The sequence below is a fragment of the Streptomyces sp. RLA012 genome (assembly GCF_056270325.1).
The window spans coordinates 7157221-7173628 of record NZ_JBWDPA010000002.1; the positions used below are offsets into that span (position 1 = coordinate 7157221).

A 16408-nucleotide genomic window follows, 5' to 3' on the forward strand; every position below is an offset into this window, starting at 1 on the left:
GGCGAAGGAGGCGTACGCATGGGGGGTACGGGCGGCGTGGTGGATCACGGTACTCGGCGGCGAGGGGCCGCGTACCGGCGTGTGGTGTGGGGTGCGGGCGAGGTGCTCGTCACCGTCGGGGTCGTGCTGCTGCTTCTCGTCGTGCATCAGCTCTGGTGGACCAATCGGCAGGCCGGGGAGGGCGCCGAGAGGAAGGTTCAGGCGCTGGAGAGGGAGTGGGGACAGGGAGGGGGCACGTCAAGTACGGCGCCCACGTCGGGGCCCTCGGGCGCCGGTGGTGCGCCTTCCGGCGCGGGTTCCGGGCGGTCCGCCCCGGTTGCCTCGGGCGGGCGGGCGGCGAGCGTGCCCCGTGGGTCCCAGGCCTACGCCGTTCTCTCCATTCCCCGGCTCGGTCTTCGTGTGCCCGTCGCGGAGGGTGTCAGTAAGCGGGACGTTCTCAACAAGGGGTACGTCGGGCACTACCCGCACACCCAACAGGCCGGACAGGCCGGGAACTTCGCGCTCGCGGGGCATCGCAACACCCATGGGGAGCCGTTCCGGTACATCAACCGGCTGCGCCGCGGTGACAAGATCGACGTCGAGACCGCGGCCGCCCGCTACACGTACGTCGTCGACAAGACGCTTCCGCGGACCTCCGCGAGTGACGGCGGGGTCATACGCGCGGTGCCGCGCAGTAGCGTCCGGCCCGCTTATGGGTACAGCGAGCCGGGGTACTACATCACCCTCACCACCTGCACCCCCGAGTACACGTCCAAGTATCGGCTCGCGGTGTGGGGCACACTGACCTCGATGCGACCCCGTTGACCACGGACGCCCCCCCGTCCGCGAGGCGCCGCGCCTGCAGGGCGACCCCGAACTCGGCCCGTACGGCGAATGTGCCGCCCGTGGAACCGTCGTACCCGTCCCGGACGTCGAAATGGTGCCGGGTCCCCGACTCGATCCGGACCCGGCGGATCCGGTCAGCCGGGCGCTGCTCAAGCCGAAGCGGTTGCTGCAGCCGATCGAGACCGGTCGCGTGTAGCGATACGGCGGATGTGGGTTCGCGTACGAGAAGCGGCGACAAGCGGTGGGGAGCCGCGAGAAGCCGCGGGAAGGGAGGGGACATGATGCGTGGCTGGGCGAACGTTCGGCCTGCGGGCGCGCTGCTCCTGTTCCTTCTCGCGGTCGCCGTGCCGGCCACCGGCAGCCTCTCCGCCGCTCTCGCCGTGACGTTCACCGCGACCGCCGCCGCCGGGGCCGCGCTCGCCGTCTGCGCCCTCATCGGCTCGCGCTGCGCGCCCGCCGTCCCCCGTACGCGTGTCCGTACGGCCATCCGCGACCGTGAGCACCGTACGGCGTTCCTGCCCCAACGCGATCCCGACGCCTCGGGGCGTACACGGCCCCGAGCGCCCGGACGGGCCCTCCTGACGGCCGCCGCGTAGGGATCCCAACAGGAACTCGCCAGTCGTACAACCCCTGTCTGCGTACCCCGCGCGGGTCGTCATGCCGACGCGTCATTTCTTATTCCGGCACGACGAGACCCCCGGAGGGCTCATCCATGTCCGCCTCCATGTCAGCTTTCATGTCCACACCCATGTCCGCTTTCGCCGGGCTGGTCGAGCGGCTCGCCGATCTGCTTGAGCCGCTGTTCCACGCCTCCGCGGCGGCCGCCGCGATCGTCCTGTTCACCGCGCTCGTACGACTGCTGGTGCACCCCCTGTCCCGGGCGGCGGCGCGCGGACAGCGGGCGCGTGCCGCGCTGCAGCCGCGGATCGCCGAGCTGCGCAAGAAGCATCGGAAGGATCCGGAGAGGTTGCGGAAGGCGGTGCTGGAACTGCACGAGAAGGAGAAGGTGTCGCCGCTGTCCGGGTTTCTGCCCGGGCTCCTCCAGCTGCCGGCCTTCTTCCTTCTCTACCACCTGTTCTCCAGCTCCACCGTCGGCGGTGATGCCAATGAGTTGTTGGACCACCGGTTGTTCGCCGCGCCGCTCGGCAGCCGGTGGTGGGACGCGCTCGGGGACGGTGGGGTGTTCGGTGCCGCTGGGCTTGTCTACCTGGGTCTGTTCGTGGTGGTCGGCGCGGTAGCTGCCTTCAACTACCGGCGTACGAAGCGGACGATGGCCGCCTCGGTACCGGCGGCCGGCGGGGCGGAGGTGCCCGGCCTCGGTGCGGTGAGCGCGTTTGTGCCGTTCCTGTCCTTCTTCACGCTGCTCACCGTGGCGGTGGTGCCGTTGGCCGCCGCGTTGTACGTGGCGAGCAGTACGGCGTGGAGTGCCGTGGAGCGAGTGATCCTGTATCCCTGAGGGCACATGGCGACGGTCCAGTCCGTGAACGAGGTATTGCGGACTGGACGTCCAGCTTGGAGGATCGACCAGTCCTCCGATGGCTGCACCCATCGGTGGCTGCCCGCGAGTGAGGGAGATTGTGATCATGAAGCTGCTGCGAGTCGGTACGGCGGGATCGGAGCGGCCCGCGCTGCTCGACGCCGAGGGAACCCTGCGGGACCTGTCGGGTGTCGTTCACGACATCGACGGGGCGCTGCTCGCCGACGACGCGGCGCTCGGGCGGATCCGTGCGGCCGCCGAGTCGGGGGAACTGCCCGTGCTGGACGCGGACGGGCTGCGGGTGGGGCCGCCGCTCGCCCGCATCGGCAAGATCGTCTGCATTGGGCTCAACTACCACGACCACGCTCGCGAGACCGGGGCCGAGCCGCCCGCCGAGCCGGTGATCTTCTTCAAGGCGGCGGACACGGTGGTCGGGCCGTACGACACCGTGCTGGTGCCGCGGGCGTCGGTCAAGACCGACTGGGAGGTCGAGCTCGCGGTCGTCATCGGGCGTACCGCCCGCTATCTGGAGTCGCACGAGGAGGCGCTCGCGCATGTCGCCGGGTACGCGGTGGCGCACGACGTCTCCGAGCGCGAGTTCCAGATCGAGCGCGGGGGGACGTGGGACAAGGGGAAGAACTGCGAGACGTTCAATCCGCTGGGGCCGTGGCTGGTGACGGCGGACGAGGTCGCCGACCCGCAGGACCTGTCGCTGAAGTTGTGGGTGAACGGTGAGCTGAAGCAGGACGGGACCACGGCCGAGCAGATCTTCTCGGTGGCGGAAGTGGTGCGGTATGTCAGTCAGTTCATGACGCTTTACCCCGGGGATGTCATCAATACGGGGACGCCGGCGGGGGTTGCCATGGGGCGGCCGGAGCCGAAGCCGTATTTGCGGGCCGGGGATGTTGTGGAGTTGGAGATTGGGGGGTTGGGGCGGCAGCGGCAGGAGTTCAAACCGGCGTAGCCGCTCTGCTGGGTTGGGCGGAGGGGGTGGGGGTGGGCTGGGGGTGCGTTGTCGGGTGCGGGTGTGTTGTGGCTGGTCGCGCAGTTCCTCGCGCCCCTGGAAGGCTTGCGGTGCCCCGTGCTTGCGAGGTTCCGTAGGGTGTTGCGGGCCATTGCGCAGTTCCCCGCGCCCCTAAAAACATGCGCAGTTCCCCGCGCCCCTGAAAACATGCGCAGTTCCCCGCGCCCCTGAAAACATGCGCCGTTCCCCGCGCCCCTGAAAACATGCGCCGTTGCCCGCGCCCCTGAAGAACGCAAGTGCCGTTCCCCGCGCCCCTGAAAAGACGAAAAGAAAGACGAAAAGAAACAGGGGCGCGGGTGTGGGGGCTAGCTTTTCAGGGACTGTAGGAACTTTTGGAGCGACTTGATGACCATGGCGTGGTCTTCCAGTTGGGGGAGGCCCGAGACCACCACCGTGCCGATGACGCCGGCGCCCTCGACCGTGAGGGGGAACGCGCCGCCGTGGGCCGCGTAGGTGTCGGGGTCGAGGCGGGAGGAGGTCTCGAAGGTGGTGCCCTTGGCGCGGAAGCGGGTGCCGACCAGGAGGGACGAGCAGCCGTAGCGTTCGACGACGCGGCGCTTGCGGTCGATCCAGGCGTCGTTGTCCGGGGTCGAGCCGGGCAGCGCCGCGTGGAAGAGCTGCTGGCCGCCGCGGCGGATGTCGATGGCGACCGGGGCGGCCTGCGCACGGGCCGCTTCCACCAGCAGGGAGCCGAGGGTCCACGCGTCGTCGTACGTGAAGTGGGGGAGGACCAGTTGCCTCTCCTGTGCCTCCAGTTCGGCGATCAGGTCGGCGAGTTCCTGGGGGTCCTGGGCGGTGCTCACAGGGACACCACCGTGGCCTCGGCGGCGGAGCGGCGGGCCGCCTCCAGGACGTCGAGGGCGGCCGCGGCCTCGTGCGCGGTGACCGGGTTCGGGCCGCCGTCGCGCAGGGCGGCGGCGATGGCCGCGTAGTACGCGGGGTACGCGCCGGGGAGCGTGGGCTCGGGGCGGCCGCCATCCGTGAGCGGGGACTCCCCGGAGCCGACGCGGCCCCACAGGGACTCGGGTTCCACTCCCCAGTCGGCCGTCGCGCCCGGTCGCCTGCCCTCGCGCAGGTCCGCCTCCTGCGGGTCGAGGCCGTACTTCACGTAACCCGCCCGCGAGCCCAGCACGCGGAAGCGCGGGCCGAGTTGCGCGGTGGTCGCGGAGGCGTACAGGTGGGAGCGGACGCCGTTCGTGTGTGTGATCGCGATGAAGGTGTCGTCGTCGGTCTGCGCGCCGGGTCGCCGGATGTCCCTCTCCGTGTACACCGAGGCCGCGGGGCCGAAGAGGACGAGGGCCTGGTCGACGACATGGCTGCCGAGGTCGTAGAGGAGACCTCCGATCTCTGCCGGGTCGCCGGACTCGCGCCAGCCGCCCTTCGGCTGCGGACGCCAGCGCTCGAAACGGGACTCGAAGCGCCATACGTCGCCCAGCTCGCCCTCGGCGAGCAGCTTGCGGAGGGTCAGGAAGTCGTTGTCCCAGCGGCGGTTCTGGAAGACGGAGAGGAGCAGGCCGCGCTCGTCCGCCAGGGCCGCCAGCTCGCGCGCCTCGGCCGCCGTGCCGGCCAGCGGCTTGTCGACGACGACCGGCAGGCCCGCCTTGAGCGCGGCGGTCGCGAGCGGGACGTGGGTCTTGTTCGGGGAGGCGATGACGATCAGGTCCAGCTCGTCGGCGCGCGCCCAGAGTTCGTCGGGCGTGGCGGCGGACCGCACGCCGTCGCCGAACTCGGCGCGGGCCTGCTGCTGCCGCTCCGGGTTCGAGGTCACGATCGTGTCCAGGGCCAGGCCCTCGGTCGTGGCGATCAGCGGGGCATGGAACACGGAGCCCGCGAGGCCGTAGCCGATGAGGCCCACACGGAGGGGAGTACCAGTCATGCCCTCCACTTTCGCAACGCTGTTGCCAAAGTGCAAGCGCGGGGGACAATGGGCTGCGTGAACAGGACCAATGCGGAGTCGGGAGTGGCCCTGCCGGGGCGGGGCGAGGGGGCGGGGGTGAATCTGCTGGGCCTGCGCAGTCACAACGCGGCGCTCGTGCTCGATCTGCTGCGCACCGCCGGGGCGGCCGGCATCAGCCGTCTCGAACTCGCCGAGCGCACCGGGCTGACCCCGCAGGCCGTCAGCAAGATCACTGCCCGGCTGCGGGCGGACGGGCTGGCGGCGGAGGCGGGGCGCCGCGCGTCGACCGGCGGCAAGCCGCGTACCGTGCTGCGGCTCGTTCCGGAGGCCGGGCACGCCGTCGGGCTGCACCTCGACCGGGACGAGCTGACGGCCGTGCTCTGCGATCTCACCGGAACGGTGGTCGCCGAGCGGAGGGTTCCGCTCGACCTGGGAGCCGGAGCGGAGGCGGTCGTCGAGTCGGCGGCGGGAGAGGTCGAGGCGCTGCTCGCGGGAGCCGGGGTGTCCGTACTGGGGGCGGGGGTCGCGCTGCCGGGGCCGCTCGATCATGTGCGGGGCGTACTGCACCGGGTCACCGGGTTCCCGGAGTGGGACGGGTTTCCGCTGCGGGACGCCCTGGCGGGGCGGCTGGGGGTACCGGTGGTGGTGGACAAGGACACGAACGCGGCCGCGTTGGGGCTCGCGGTGGTGGGGGATGGGGTTCGGGCGGGGGGCTGGGGTGGCCGCGGGGGTGTGGGCGAATCCGCGGGTACGGCAGATTTCGCGGGCGTGGCTGACTCCGGGGGTGAGGTCGACTCCGGCGGTGTGGCCGACTCCGGGGGTACGGCTGACTCCGGAGGTGTGGCCGACTCCGTGGGTACGGCTGGCCCCGGGGGTGAGGTCGACTCCGGAGGTGTGGCTGATTCCGTGGGTACGGCTGACTCCGGAGGTGTGGCTGATTCCGTGAGTACGGCCGACTCCGGGGGTACGGCTGACCCCGGGGGTGAGGCCGACTCCTGGGGCGGAGCCGCTGCCTCTCCCGCCTCCTTCGCCTATCTGCATCTCGGTACGGGGCTGGGGGCCGGGCTCGTGATCGGTGGGGCCGTGCATCGGGGGGCGCGTACCGGGGCGGGGGAGTTCGGACACCAGGTCGTGCAGCTGGACGGGCCCCCGTGCGGTTGTGGCAACCGCGGCTGCATCGAGGCGCTGTGCCTCGCGGCGGTGGCCCGTGGCGCTGTGCAGGAGGCGGCGCGCGTACTCGGGGTGGGCGCCGCGAATCTGGTGGGGCTGCTGGACATCGACCTCGTGCTGCTCGGCGGGCGTACCGTCGCGGCGCATCAGGAAGCGTTCGTACGGGGCGTCGGTGCCGTTCTCGACGAGCGGGCCCGGTGGGAGGGCCTGAACGACGGGGCGGTTCCGGTACGGGTCGCGCCGGGAGGGGCGCGAGGGGTCGCGGAGGGAGCGGCTCAGTTGCTGTTGGCGCCGCTGTTCGGGCGGGGGGAAGGATGAGGCGGGACCCCTGCCGGACGGGGATGGGCTGAGCGGCTCGGCTCGGCTCGGCTCGGCTCAGCTCGGCTCGGCTCGGCCGAACGAGGGGACTTCCGGGGCCGAGTGGGTTGTATCCGGGCGTGGCGGGTCGGTAGGGGCCTGCCCGGGTGGAAGGGTCACGTGGCCGTTGCCCGGTACCGCCTGAAGGCCCCACATGCGACTGCGCAAGACCCGCCCCTTCGCCCTGACCGCCGCCGCCTCCGCCCTGGGGTTCGGTCCCGCGCCCGCGCCCGCCGCCGCGGACGCGATCACCCCCCTGGGAGCCGCCGCGAACCCCCGGCCCACCTGCACCGCCCCCGATACCCGGGCCTTTCCCATCAAGACCCGGATCCACGGGGGCCCCGACGCGTACGACGTGGGTGGTGACTTCGGGACCTGGTACCTCGACCTGACCAACACCACGGCGCACACCTGCGGCAACATCCACCCGATCGTCGTGCTTGTGGACAGCAAGCGGGTGTTGCGGCCGGAGCAGGCGCAGCTGGAGTTCTACGAGGGGGAGCGCGCGCATCCGGTCGAGTTCGAGAAGAGCGCCGAGGAGGAGAACATCGGGGCGTTCGACGACGGGTTCCCGGGGTTCACGATCGGACCGGGCCGGACGCTCACCGTGAGGATCCGGCTCTCCGTGACCTCCGACGCCGCCGTGCCGAACGACGTCGTCGCCAACGCGGCCGTGGTGCAGCGGCACAACGACGACGGGGACTGGGTGGGGGAGTCGAACGCGTACCGGTTTCGGATCGAGGACGAGAGTACAGCGAGCGACGGGGGCGACGGGGGCGACGGGGGCGGCGGGGGTGGTGGGAGCGACGGGGGCGGCGATGGCGGCGGAGTCGACGGCGGTACGAGTCCGGCTCCCGACCGCAGTGGCACCGCCACCGCCACCGCCACCGCCACTGCTGCCGGTGACGTCGTAGGCAAGGAACGGGAAGGGGAGCAGTCCGCGGACGAGTTGGCCAGGACGGGGCAGGGCGCATCCCACGGGCTCGGCGTGGCGGCGGGCGCCGTGCTGTTCGCGGCGGGAGCGGCCCTGCTCGCGGTGTCCCGCCGGGCATGGTTCAGGCGCCGTTGAGACCAGAGACCCGGGCCGCGAACCCGGGCCAGTGGTGCGAGACGGTCACACGATCAAACAAGGTCGACAAGATCCGCGATGGAGTCCACGACCTTGGTCGGGCGGTACGGGTAGCGGTCGATGTCGCCCTTGCCCGTGAGTCCGGTGAGGACCAGGAACGTCTCCATCCCGGCCTCCAGGCCCGCCAGCACGTCTGTGTCCATGCGGTCACCAATCATGGCGGAGGTCTCGGAATGTGCTCCGATGACGTTCAGCCCGGTCCGCATCATCAGCGGGTTCGGCTTGCCGACGAAGTACGGCTCCTTGCCGGTCGCCTTCGTGATCAGTGCGGCGACGGAACCGGTCGCGGGCAGGGCGCCCTCGGGAGAGGGTCCCGTGTTGTCCGGGTTGGTGGCGATGAACCGGGCGCCGTCGTTGATGAGCCGGATCGCCTTCGTCAGCGCCTCGAATGAATAGGTCCGAGTTTCACCCAAGATCACGAAATCTGGGTCCGCATCGCTCAGCACGTAGCCGACGTCGTGCAGTGCGGTCGTCAGCCCGGCTTCACCGATGACGTAGGCGGTGCCGCCGGGGTGTTGGGTGTCCAGGAACTTGGCGGTCGCCAGAGCGGAGGTCCAGATGTTCTGCACCGGCACGTCGAGGCCGATCCGGTTCAGCCGGGCTTGTAGGTCGCGCGCTGTGTAGATCGAGTTGTTGGTGAGTACGAGGAAGGGCTTGCCGGACTCGCGCAGCTTCTTGATGAAGGCGTCGGCTCCGGGCACCGGAACCCCCTCGTGCATGAGCACGCCGTCCATGTCGGTGAGCCACGATTCGATGGGCTTGCGCTCTGTCATGGGTGCGGACTCCTGCCCTGTTGGCCTGTGGAGTGGCCATGGTATTCATTCATCAGGTCGAAGGCCGCTGGCTTGACCAGGGACTTCACCGCAACCACACGGACGTGCTGGCCGGGCTGGAGGCGGGCATGGAGACCTACCTGGTTCTCACCGGGCTGACCACGCGCGACGAGATCGAGCAGTACCCCTTCCGGCCCTCCCGGATCGTGGACTCGATCGCGGACCTCGTCGACCGGGTCCAGGGCTCGGGATTTCAGGGGACGCGAGTCCAGGGCTTCCGTGGGCTTCCAGGGCTTCTACGGGACGCGTCAAACCGTTTGGGACCCTTTTGGGACCCGTACGGAGCAGTCCGGGGCGTCTGAGGATGCGACGGGCGGCCCGCGGGGGGAGTCTCCAGATATCTGGAGGTTCACGATGGGCTCATGGCGACGCACTCTCTGTGTGCGACTCACTCTCTGTGCCGGTGCGGTGCTCGCGACGGCGTTCACTTCCACGGCGTACGCATCCGACAGCGGCGTCTCGGTCGTGCCCGCGTCCCCGGCCGCCGGCAGCGACATCCAACTTCGGGCGGCCGGCTGCGCGGGGACGACCGGTACCGCGGTCTCCACGGCGTTCGTCTCGGACGCGCGGCTCACGGGCCAGGGCGGGGTGCTGGTCGGCGAGACCCGCGTCCGCTCGTCGGCCACGTCCGGCGCGTACGACGTCACGGTCAGCTGCGACGGTCACCAGGACCGGGACCGGGGCCAGGACCAGGACAAGGACCAGGACCAGGACCAGGACCAGGACCAGGTCAAGGGGACCTTCACGGTCTCCGCTCCGGGCGGACCGACCGCCGCGGTCTCTCCCGGGATCGGCAGCATCCCCAGTGTTCCCGGCATCCGTAATGTCTCTGGCGTCTCCAGCATCCCCGGCGTCTCGGCCATTCCTGGTGTCCCGACCGTCCCCGGTGCCTCCGCCGTCCCCGCCTCGCCCGTCGCCCCCGTGCACGCGGGGGGCGGCGGTACCGCGCACTTCGCCTCCGTGGACGTCAGGTCGGCCGGTCCCGGTACCAAGCAGACGGTGATCGGCCTCGTCCTCGCGAGCGTCGCGGCGGTGGCGGTCGCGGTCCGCAGCGCGCGCCGGGGCCGCGGCACCCGCGACTGACATGCCCGACGACCTTTCGGAACACGAGCGTTCCTCCGGTACCGGGCGGCTGCTGACCGGCGTCGCCTGGGTGGCACTGCTGCTCGGGCTGTGGCTGTGGGGCCGTGAGGTGACCGACGTTCGGCAGGGGATATCGGCGCCGACGACGGGGGACATCGCGGCGGTCGGACGGCCGCCGGAGGTGCGGCTGCCGCCCGCGCTGAAGCCGATGGCGAACGCCGCCCCGCAGCGCATCGACATCCCGTCGATGGGAGTGCAGGCCCCGGTCGTGGGCCGTGGGCTCGACGCGCGGGGAGCCATCGACCCGCCGCCCTTCGACCAGCCGGGCGTGGTCGGCTGGTACGCCGCCGGGGTGCGGCCGGGGGCGGCCGGGACCGCGCTGTTCGTGGGGCACGTCGACACCGAGGCCCGGCCCGCGGTCTTCTACAAGCTCAGCGCGGTACAGCCGGGCCAGACGGTCCGGGTGGTCCGCGACGACGACACGGTCGCCGAGTTCACCGTGGACGACGTCCAGGTCTTCCCGCGCGACCGCTTCGACGCCCGACAGGCCTACGGGCCACGGCAGTCGGGGCGGCCCGAGCTGCGGCTCGTCACCTGCGGCGGCACCTTCGACCGGGTGAGCCGCACCTACACGGCGAACGTGGTCGTATCGGCGTACCTCACCGGCCGCGGGCGCTGAGCGGGCGACTCGGGCGGGTGCAGCTCACCCGTTCCACCTGGTTCCACCTGGTCCACTTGGTTCCACCTGGCCCAGTCGGCGACCCGCTCCCCCCGGGGCCGCCGACCGGGCTGGTCCTCGACCGCGCGCGCACGGGCTGCGGGAGTAACCCGGCGACCGGCGCGGGAGGTACTGGGGCCGTTCGAGGCAACTCTAGAACGTATGAGCGCGCCGGCCTAGGGGCTGTTTGACGCCAAGTCGACAACCCGTGGCCCTGTGTGATCAGCGCAGGTGACGGCCGCTTCCGCGGGGGATCCGGGCGACGCTTCACACGTGACCGGACGGTTCACGGACGGTCGACGGGGCGGCCCGCGGGACGGTGTGCGGGACGGCCCCGACGTCCGGTCCGCCGGGAGGCCCTGGGCTGTAACAGCTCACCGACAAGGTTTGGGCGATCTCGTGGGCGAGGCGACACCTATGTCACGATTGACCCTTAGGACAGTGCACCCGAGGGGGAGTTGCATGTACGGCAGTAGGGGGGCCGGGGCACGGGCGTCCGTTGCGGTGGTGGGGGCGTTGTTGCTGCTCGCGGGGTGTTCCTCCGGGGGCGGCGCGGACAAGGGCGACGGTTCCGGTTCCAAGATCACACAACAGCCCAAGAACTCCGACCCGTTCTGGGTCAATCCGGCGGGCAACGCGGCCGAGCAGGTCGCCACGTACGTCAAGGCGGGCAAGAAGGACGACGCCGAGCAGATCCGCAAGATAGCGGAGCAGCCGACCGGCGAGTGGATCGGGACCGAGAATCCGGAGCAGGAGGCGCGCGGCTTCACCGAGGCGGCGCAGCAGGCCGACCGGGCCGCCATCCTGGTCCTCTACAACATCCCGCACCGCGACTGCGGCCAGTTCTCACAGGGCGGCGCGGCGGACGGCGACGCCTACAAGGCCTGGATCGACGGGGTCGCCCGTGGCATCGAGGACCGGCCCGCCACGGTGATCCTGGAGCCGGACGCGATCCTGCACCTGGTCAACCAGTGCACTCCGGAGCAGTTCCAGGAGGAGCGCTACTTCCTGCTCAAGACCGCGATCACCAAGCTCAAGTCCCTGAAGAACACCAAGGTGTACCTGGACGCGGGCAACGCCGGCTGGGGCCATCCCGACGAGATCTTCCAGCCGCTCAAGCAGGCGGGCATCGACCAGGCCGACGGCTTCGCGGTGAACGTCTCCAACTTCTACTCGACCGAGGACTCCATCGCCTACGGCAAGCAGTTGTCCGCGAAGGTCGACGGCAAGCACTTCGTCATCGACACCAGCCGCAACGGCAACGGCCCGTACACGGCAGGCGAGGCGGACGAGAACTGGTGCAATCCGCCGGGGCGGGCGCTGGGGGAGACCCCGACGACCAAGACCGCCGACCCGCTCGTCGACGCGTATCTCTGGGTCAAGCGGCCGGGGGAGTCGGACGGGGAGTGCAAGGGGGGTCCGAAGGCGGGCGAGTGGTGGGCGGAGTACGCGTTGAAGCTCGCAAAGGCCAGCGGCTGAGCTCGGGGCCGGGGCCGTACGTCACGGCCCCGCGCCCCTGAACACGTTGCGGGCGCCCTTCGCGAGAAGGGCGCCCGCAGTCACGTACACCTCTCGGAAATCAGGGAACCCTGACCCACTGCGATCAGGGAACCTTGATCCACTGCAATCAGGGAACCTTGACCCACTGCGCCTTGCTCGGCGTCCCCTGGTCGTCCGTCACGAACAGCATGTACCAGCCGGACTCCACGAGATTCCGGTTCTTCGGCACGGTCACCGTGATCCCGTTCTTCGCCTTCTTGAAGTCCAGCGCGATGGAACGCTGGTCGACATCGGTGACATGGGTGGACGCGCTCGGCCGGATCAGACGGGCCGTCTTGATGGCCGACGCGTGCCGCGAGGCGAACGTCGCCGAGTCGCCGCGCGCGATCGTCTTCGGGCCGCCGGAGAGCTCGGGCTGCGAGTCCCGGTAGAGGTACGGCGGTCTGTAGATCTCGATGCGCTGCTCGAACGTGGCCGGTTTGGTGTTGGCCTTGTCCGCGTAGAGCGAGTTGGAGCCGAAGAACATCACCCGGCCGTCGGGCAGCAGGATCGAGCCCGAGTGGTAGTTGCGGCCCACCAACGGATCGGCGACCCGGTCGAAGGTCTTCGACTTCGTGTCGTAGATCCGCGCCTGGAGGATGTTCGAGTCGCTGCGCCCGCGATAGTCCTCGGAGCCGCCGGAGACCAGGACGCTGTCGTCGGGCAGGATCGAGGACTGCGGGTAGCGGGTGCCCTTCCCCAGCTCGGGCCCGTCCACGAACCTCGGGTTCTTGTCCTTGAGGTCGATCAGCCGGGTCTTCTTGCTGGACAGCTTGGACTCGCCGACCCCGCCGCCGCCGATCACCAGGTACTTCTCGTCCTGCGCGGGCGGCAGCAGCACCGTGCCGGCCGTCTCCATCATGTTGGGGTCGCTCAGGCCCGGCAGCTTGGTGAACTTGTTGGTGGCCACGTCCCAGATGCCCGGGTCGCGGCCCACGTTGTCCGGTCCGTAGCCCGCGTTCGCGCCCGAGTAGAACATCTCGCCGTTCTGCATCAGGGAGATCGCCGGGTAGGTCGGGAACTGGCGGATTCCCTTGGTGTACGTCCACTTCTTGGTCTTCGGGTCGAACACCTCGTTCTTGCCCGGGACCAGCTGGCCGATCTCGTCCAGACCGGAGAGGCTGAGGATCTTGCCGTCGCTCAGGGTGGTGAGCGTCGGGTACCAGCGGGCCTCGTTCATCGGGTCGACCTTGATGTACTTCTCGGCGACCGGATCGAACTCGTACGCGTCCCGGATGCCCTGGAAGTCCTTCTTGTCCAGGGCGAGCTTCTGCGCGATGCCGTAGGTGTTGCGGGCGTCGGCGCCGGTCAGGCCCTGGATGCGGTAGTTGTCCTGGGTGCCCGTCTCGTACTTCTGGCCGCTCTGCTGTGCCTCGACGTAGATACGGCCGAGGCCCGGGTCGTTGCGCAGGAACGTGCCGGTCGCCTTGTCGAAGACCTTCTTCGCGCGCGGGACGAGCACCGGGTCCTTGGAGACGAACGTCTTGCCGTTCTCCTTGCCGGTGAACCTGGTGCCCGCGGGCAGCGTGATCGGCTTGTCCGGGTTCTCGTTGTGGACGACCATCAGACCGCCGGCCTTGGTGACGTCACCCTTCAGCGTCTCGTACCGCTTGGTGCCGCCCGCGATCAGCAGATTGCCGTTGGCGAGCTGGGTGTGACCCGTGCAGAACAGGTCGGCGGGCGTCGGGATCCTCTTGATGGTGCCCTTGACCGGGTCCCAGATCCGCGTGTCGAACTTCTTCGCGTCGAAGTTGTCCTGGTTGTTGCCCGAGCCCGCGATCAGCAGGATCTTGCCGGTGTGCAGCAGCGCCGCGTGGATGGTGTTCTGTCTGTACTCCTCGGGGAACTGGATGATGTCCCAGTGCCCGTTCTCGGCCTTGTACTCGGGCTTGTTGATCGTGTAGTCGTGGTACTTCTCCGTGCTGAAGCGGTACACCCACGGCCCGTTCATCCCGGCCAGCGCGAGCACCACCGCCCCGCCTATCGCAAGACGACGAGCACGGCGGCGACGGGCACCGTCTTTCATTTCTTATGTCCCCCAAGGGAAATCTGCATGGTCTGTTCGTTGCCTCCGCCGTTGCCGCCTCCGCTGCCGGCGCCCTGCGCCGCGGCCCAACTGGGCTTGTGCTGCGGGGCATGCGGGGCATGCGTCGCGTGCTGCTCCTGCTGGGGCACCGAGGACGGTGCGGGAAGCGGCACGGTCTCCTCGGGCGGCGCCGGAGGCTTCTTCGCCTGGCGCAGCGACCAGCGCCAGGCGAGGATCGGCGAGGCGGTGATCAGCAGGGCGAAGGAGGCCCAGGTGATCATCGCGGGGTGGGAGTGCCCGAGCAGGAGTCCGGCGACGATCGAGCCGGCGAAGACCAGGATGAAGAACAGGTGGATCCGGAAGGTCCCGAACAGTGTGTCGGGGCTCGCCGAGTCACCCTTGGGGGTCACCACGAACTTGCTCTTGCGGCGCAGCACCGTGTCCATCAGCGAGCGGGCGTAGATCGGCGCGGAGAGCGCCGACATGATCATGCCCGCCACGCCGCCGGAGCCCTCGGGCTCGTGCGGGGAGACGTTGTGCCGGCGGTTCCACACGTACAGGCCGATCTGCAGCGCGGAGGCGTTGCCGTACAGCATCAGCCAGACCGTCGGGTCGATGTTCACACCGGATGCGCCCAGGCCCAGGAAGAGTGCGCAGCTCAGCGCCGCGAGGATCCAGTTGAGGGCGGACATCGGATAGAAGATGATCATCATGGTGTAGTTGAAGAGCTTGCTCGGCGGCAGCGAGAAGAAGCCCTTCCAGTACTGCTTGAGGATCGTCTCGTACGTACCCCGGGACCAGCGCAGCTGCTGGGTGAAGAAGTCCGTCCAGGCGTTCGGGCCCTCACCGACCGCGAGGACGTCCGGGGTGTAGACCGAGCGCCACTTCTTCCCCGTCGCCGGGTTCTTCGCGCGGTGCATCTCGAAGCCGGTCGCCATGTCCTCGGTGATCGAGTCGTACAGTCCGCCGATCTGCTTGAGCGCCCTGATGCGTACGGCGTTCGAGGTGCCCACGAACATCGGCGAGCCGTAGCGGTTGCCGGCCCGCTGGATCAGCGCGTGGAAGAGGAACTGCTGGGACTCGGCGGCCTTGGTGATGGGGTTGTCGTAGTTGCCGTACACCTGCGGGCCGATGACGAAGCCGATGTCCGGGTCGCGGAAGAAGCCGAGCATCCGCTCCAGGTAGTTGGGCAGCGGCACGTGGTCGGTGTCGACGGAGGCGAAGAAGTCGTACTCGTCGCCGTGCGCCTCCAGCCAGGCGTTGTAGTTGCCGTGCTTGGTCTTGGCGCGGTGTGCGCCCTTGGCCTGGTTCCACTTCGCGACCCCCTTGCGGGAGAAGTGCTGCACGCCCAGGCGCTTGCAGACCTCCTTGACCGCCGGGTCGTCGCCCTCGTCGAGGAGCCAGACGTGCAGAAGGCCCCGGTGGCGCAGCCTGACGGCCGCCTCCAGGGTCTTCGTCACCATGGCGAGGGGCTCCTTGCCGGGCACGAAGGAGGTGAGGAAGGCGACTCTGGTGCCGGTCTCCGGAACCACCGGGATCGGGTCGCGGGCGACCAGGGTCGCGTGCGCGTTCGACAGCACGTTCATGCAGCGGAAGAACTCGATCAGACCGATCGAGACCAGCATCACGATGTCGAGCGCCGGCAGGAAGTCGTAGGCCGGGTAGTCGCGCTCGGTCCAGTGCTCCGGCTGGAGCAGCCAGCCCAGCAGGATCAGCGACAGCAGCGGCGCGGCGCCCAGCATCAGAGCGGCTCGTATGCGGTGCGGCTCCTGGGACAGCAGCGAGCGGTACTGCACCTTGTACGGCTTGTTCGGATCGGGCTGTGTGAGGGGACCCGCGAGTCGGCTGTAGTGCTCGTAGTCGTATCTCGGCAGGGTCTTCTTGATTCTGCGGAAGCTGCCGGTCCGGTGCGAAGGCACACGGAGCTGGGTCGTCTCTGACGGGTCGAAGTTCTGCCGGGCGCCCGTCGGCGTCGACGTCATGAGTCATCCCCCCGCACGCACGGTCAGGTGCGTGTCAGTCGGTTCTTGTCGTCCGCTCAAGTCCCCCTTGACCATCGCGAACGCATACTGGCAGGTCGGCGTCGCCACATCGTCCACACAGCAGAGACATAGAAACGCGACCTTCCGGTTGCATGATGCCCCCCTCGGCATCGGTTCATGAACGGGGCCCCCAACCCCCCATGGCCGCAACCGGTCAAGCCCCCAACTGTCATGTATCGACAGTCCCTTGGCGCCCAGGGTTCTACGGTGTTCATCATGATCGCAAGATGCGAAACGCGGTGTTAACCGGTCATACGCGCTAATTGGGACGCGTGTACGAAGATGGGG

At 69.6% G+C, this 16408-nt stretch carries 14 protein-coding genes and 2 pseudogenes; 11 read left to right on the top strand and 5 right to left on the bottom strand.

Annotation, left to right across the window (positions count from 1 at the left end; all coding sequences use genetic code 11):
- Positions 1-18: 18 nt before the first annotated feature.
- From RV986_RS32890 to RV986_RS32910, 5 genes and pseudogenes are all read left to right on the top strand, one after another.
- Entirely contained in the window at positions 19-804 is a 786-nt protein-coding gene (locus tag RV986_RS32890) for a class E sortase (protein ID WP_475920847.1), read from the top strand.
- A gap of 49 nt (positions 805-853) precedes the next feature.
- Positions 854-1021: pseudogene (locus RV986_RS32895) on the top strand (winged helix-turn-helix transcriptional regulator); the annotation flags it as partial.
- Positions 1022-1103: 82 nt separating this feature from the next.
- Positions 1104-1421 carry a DUF6412 domain-containing protein gene (locus tag RV986_RS32900; protein ID WP_475920848.1) on the top strand — a complete coding sequence of 106 codons (318 nt, stop codon included), beginning with the start codon at positions 1104-1106 and terminating at the stop codon, positions 1419-1421.
- Between the two features lie 152 nt (positions 1422-1573).
- On the top strand, positions 1574-2281 hold the full coding sequence (locus tag RV986_RS32905; protein ID WP_475924522.1) for a YidC/Oxa1 family membrane protein insertase: 708 nt from the start codon (positions 1574-1576) through the stop codon (positions 2279-2281).
- 127 nt (positions 2282-2408) lie between these two features.
- Positions 2409-3266 carry a fumarylacetoacetate hydrolase family protein gene (locus tag RV986_RS32910; RefSeq protein ID WP_475920849.1) on the top strand — a complete coding sequence of 286 codons (858 nt, stop codon included), beginning with the start codon at positions 2409-2411 and terminating at the stop codon, positions 3264-3266.
- A gap of 365 nt (positions 3267-3631) precedes the next feature.
- Here the strand turns inward: RV986_RS32910 and RV986_RS32915 are convergent, their stop codons facing one another.
- Together RV986_RS32915 and RV986_RS32920 are read right to left on the bottom strand one after the other, a co-directional pair.
- Positions 3632-4129 carry a heme-degrading domain-containing protein gene (locus RV986_RS32915; RefSeq protein ID WP_475920850.1) on the bottom strand — a complete coding sequence of 166 codons (498 nt, stop codon included), beginning with the start codon at positions 4127-4129 and terminating at the stop codon, positions 3632-3634.
- The gene (locus RV986_RS32920; protein WP_475920851.1) at positions 4126-5202 is read right to left on the bottom strand and encodes a Gfo/Idh/MocA family oxidoreductase; all 1077 of its coding nucleotides are present in this window, start codon (positions 5200-5202) and stop codon (positions 4126-4128) included. Before RV986_RS32920 ends, RV986_RS32915 begins: the two co-directional genes overlap by 4 nt.
- 57 nt (positions 5203-5259) lie before the next feature.
- Here RV986_RS32920 and RV986_RS32925 point away from each other — a divergent pair, with 57 nt between their 5' ends.
- Positions 5260-6711, top strand: coding sequence for an ROK family transcriptional regulator (locus tag RV986_RS32925; protein WP_475920852.1), 1452 nt, complete (start codon positions 5260-5262; stop codon positions 6709-6711).
- A 193-nt stretch (positions 6712-6904) separates the two neighbouring features.
- The gene (locus tag RV986_RS32930; RefSeq protein ID WP_475920853.1) at positions 6905-7819 is read left to right on the top strand and encodes a hypothetical protein; all 915 of its coding nucleotides are present in this window, start codon (positions 6905-6907) and stop codon (positions 7817-7819) included.
- Between the two features lie 53 nt (positions 7820-7872).
- Here the strand turns inward: RV986_RS32930 and RV986_RS32935 are convergent, their stop codons facing one another.
- Positions 7873-8652, bottom strand: coding sequence for an HAD-IIA family hydrolase (locus RV986_RS32935; protein WP_475920854.1), 780 nt, complete (start codon positions 8650-8652; stop codon positions 7873-7875).
- An 89-nt stretch (positions 8653-8741) separates the two neighbouring features.
- Here RV986_RS32935 and RV986_RS32940 point away from each other — a divergent pair.
- From RV986_RS32940 to RV986_RS32955, 4 genes and pseudogenes are all read left to right on the top strand, one after another.
- Positions 8742-8891: pseudogene (locus tag RV986_RS32940) on the top strand (HAD hydrolase-like protein); the annotation flags it as partial.
- A 202-nt stretch (positions 8892-9093) separates the two neighbouring features.
- Positions 9094-9795 carry a hypothetical protein gene (locus RV986_RS32945; RefSeq protein ID WP_475920855.1) on the top strand — a complete coding sequence of 234 codons (702 nt, stop codon included), beginning with the start codon at positions 9094-9096 and terminating at the stop codon, positions 9793-9795.
- Between the two features lies 1 nt (position 9796).
- Positions 9797-10474 carry a class F sortase gene (locus RV986_RS32950; RefSeq protein ID WP_475920856.1) on the top strand — a complete coding sequence of 226 codons (678 nt, stop codon included), beginning with the start codon at positions 9797-9799 and terminating at the stop codon, positions 10472-10474.
- A 501-nt stretch (positions 10475-10975) separates the two neighbouring features.
- Complete coding sequence (locus RV986_RS32955) at positions 10976-11992, top strand: glycoside hydrolase family 6 protein (RefSeq protein WP_475920857.1); 1017 nt, start codon at positions 10976-10978, stop codon at positions 11990-11992.
- A 148-nt stretch (positions 11993-12140) separates the two neighbouring features.
- On the opposite strand, the gene glxA is transcribed toward RV986_RS32955, so the two are convergent.
- Complete coding sequence (gene glxA, locus RV986_RS32960) at positions 12141-14078, bottom strand: radical copper oxidase GlxA (RefSeq protein WP_475920858.1); 1938 nt, start codon at positions 14076-14078, stop codon at positions 12141-12143.
- Positions 14075-16060 (bottom strand): glycosyltransferase family 2 protein, encoded by a 1986-nt coding sequence (locus RV986_RS32965; RefSeq protein WP_475920859.1) that lies wholly within the window; start codon positions 16058-16060, stop codon positions 14075-14077. The genes glxA and RV986_RS32965 overlap by 4 nt, the downstream gene beginning before the upstream one ends.
- Between the last annotated feature and the right edge of the window lie 348 nt (positions 16061-16408).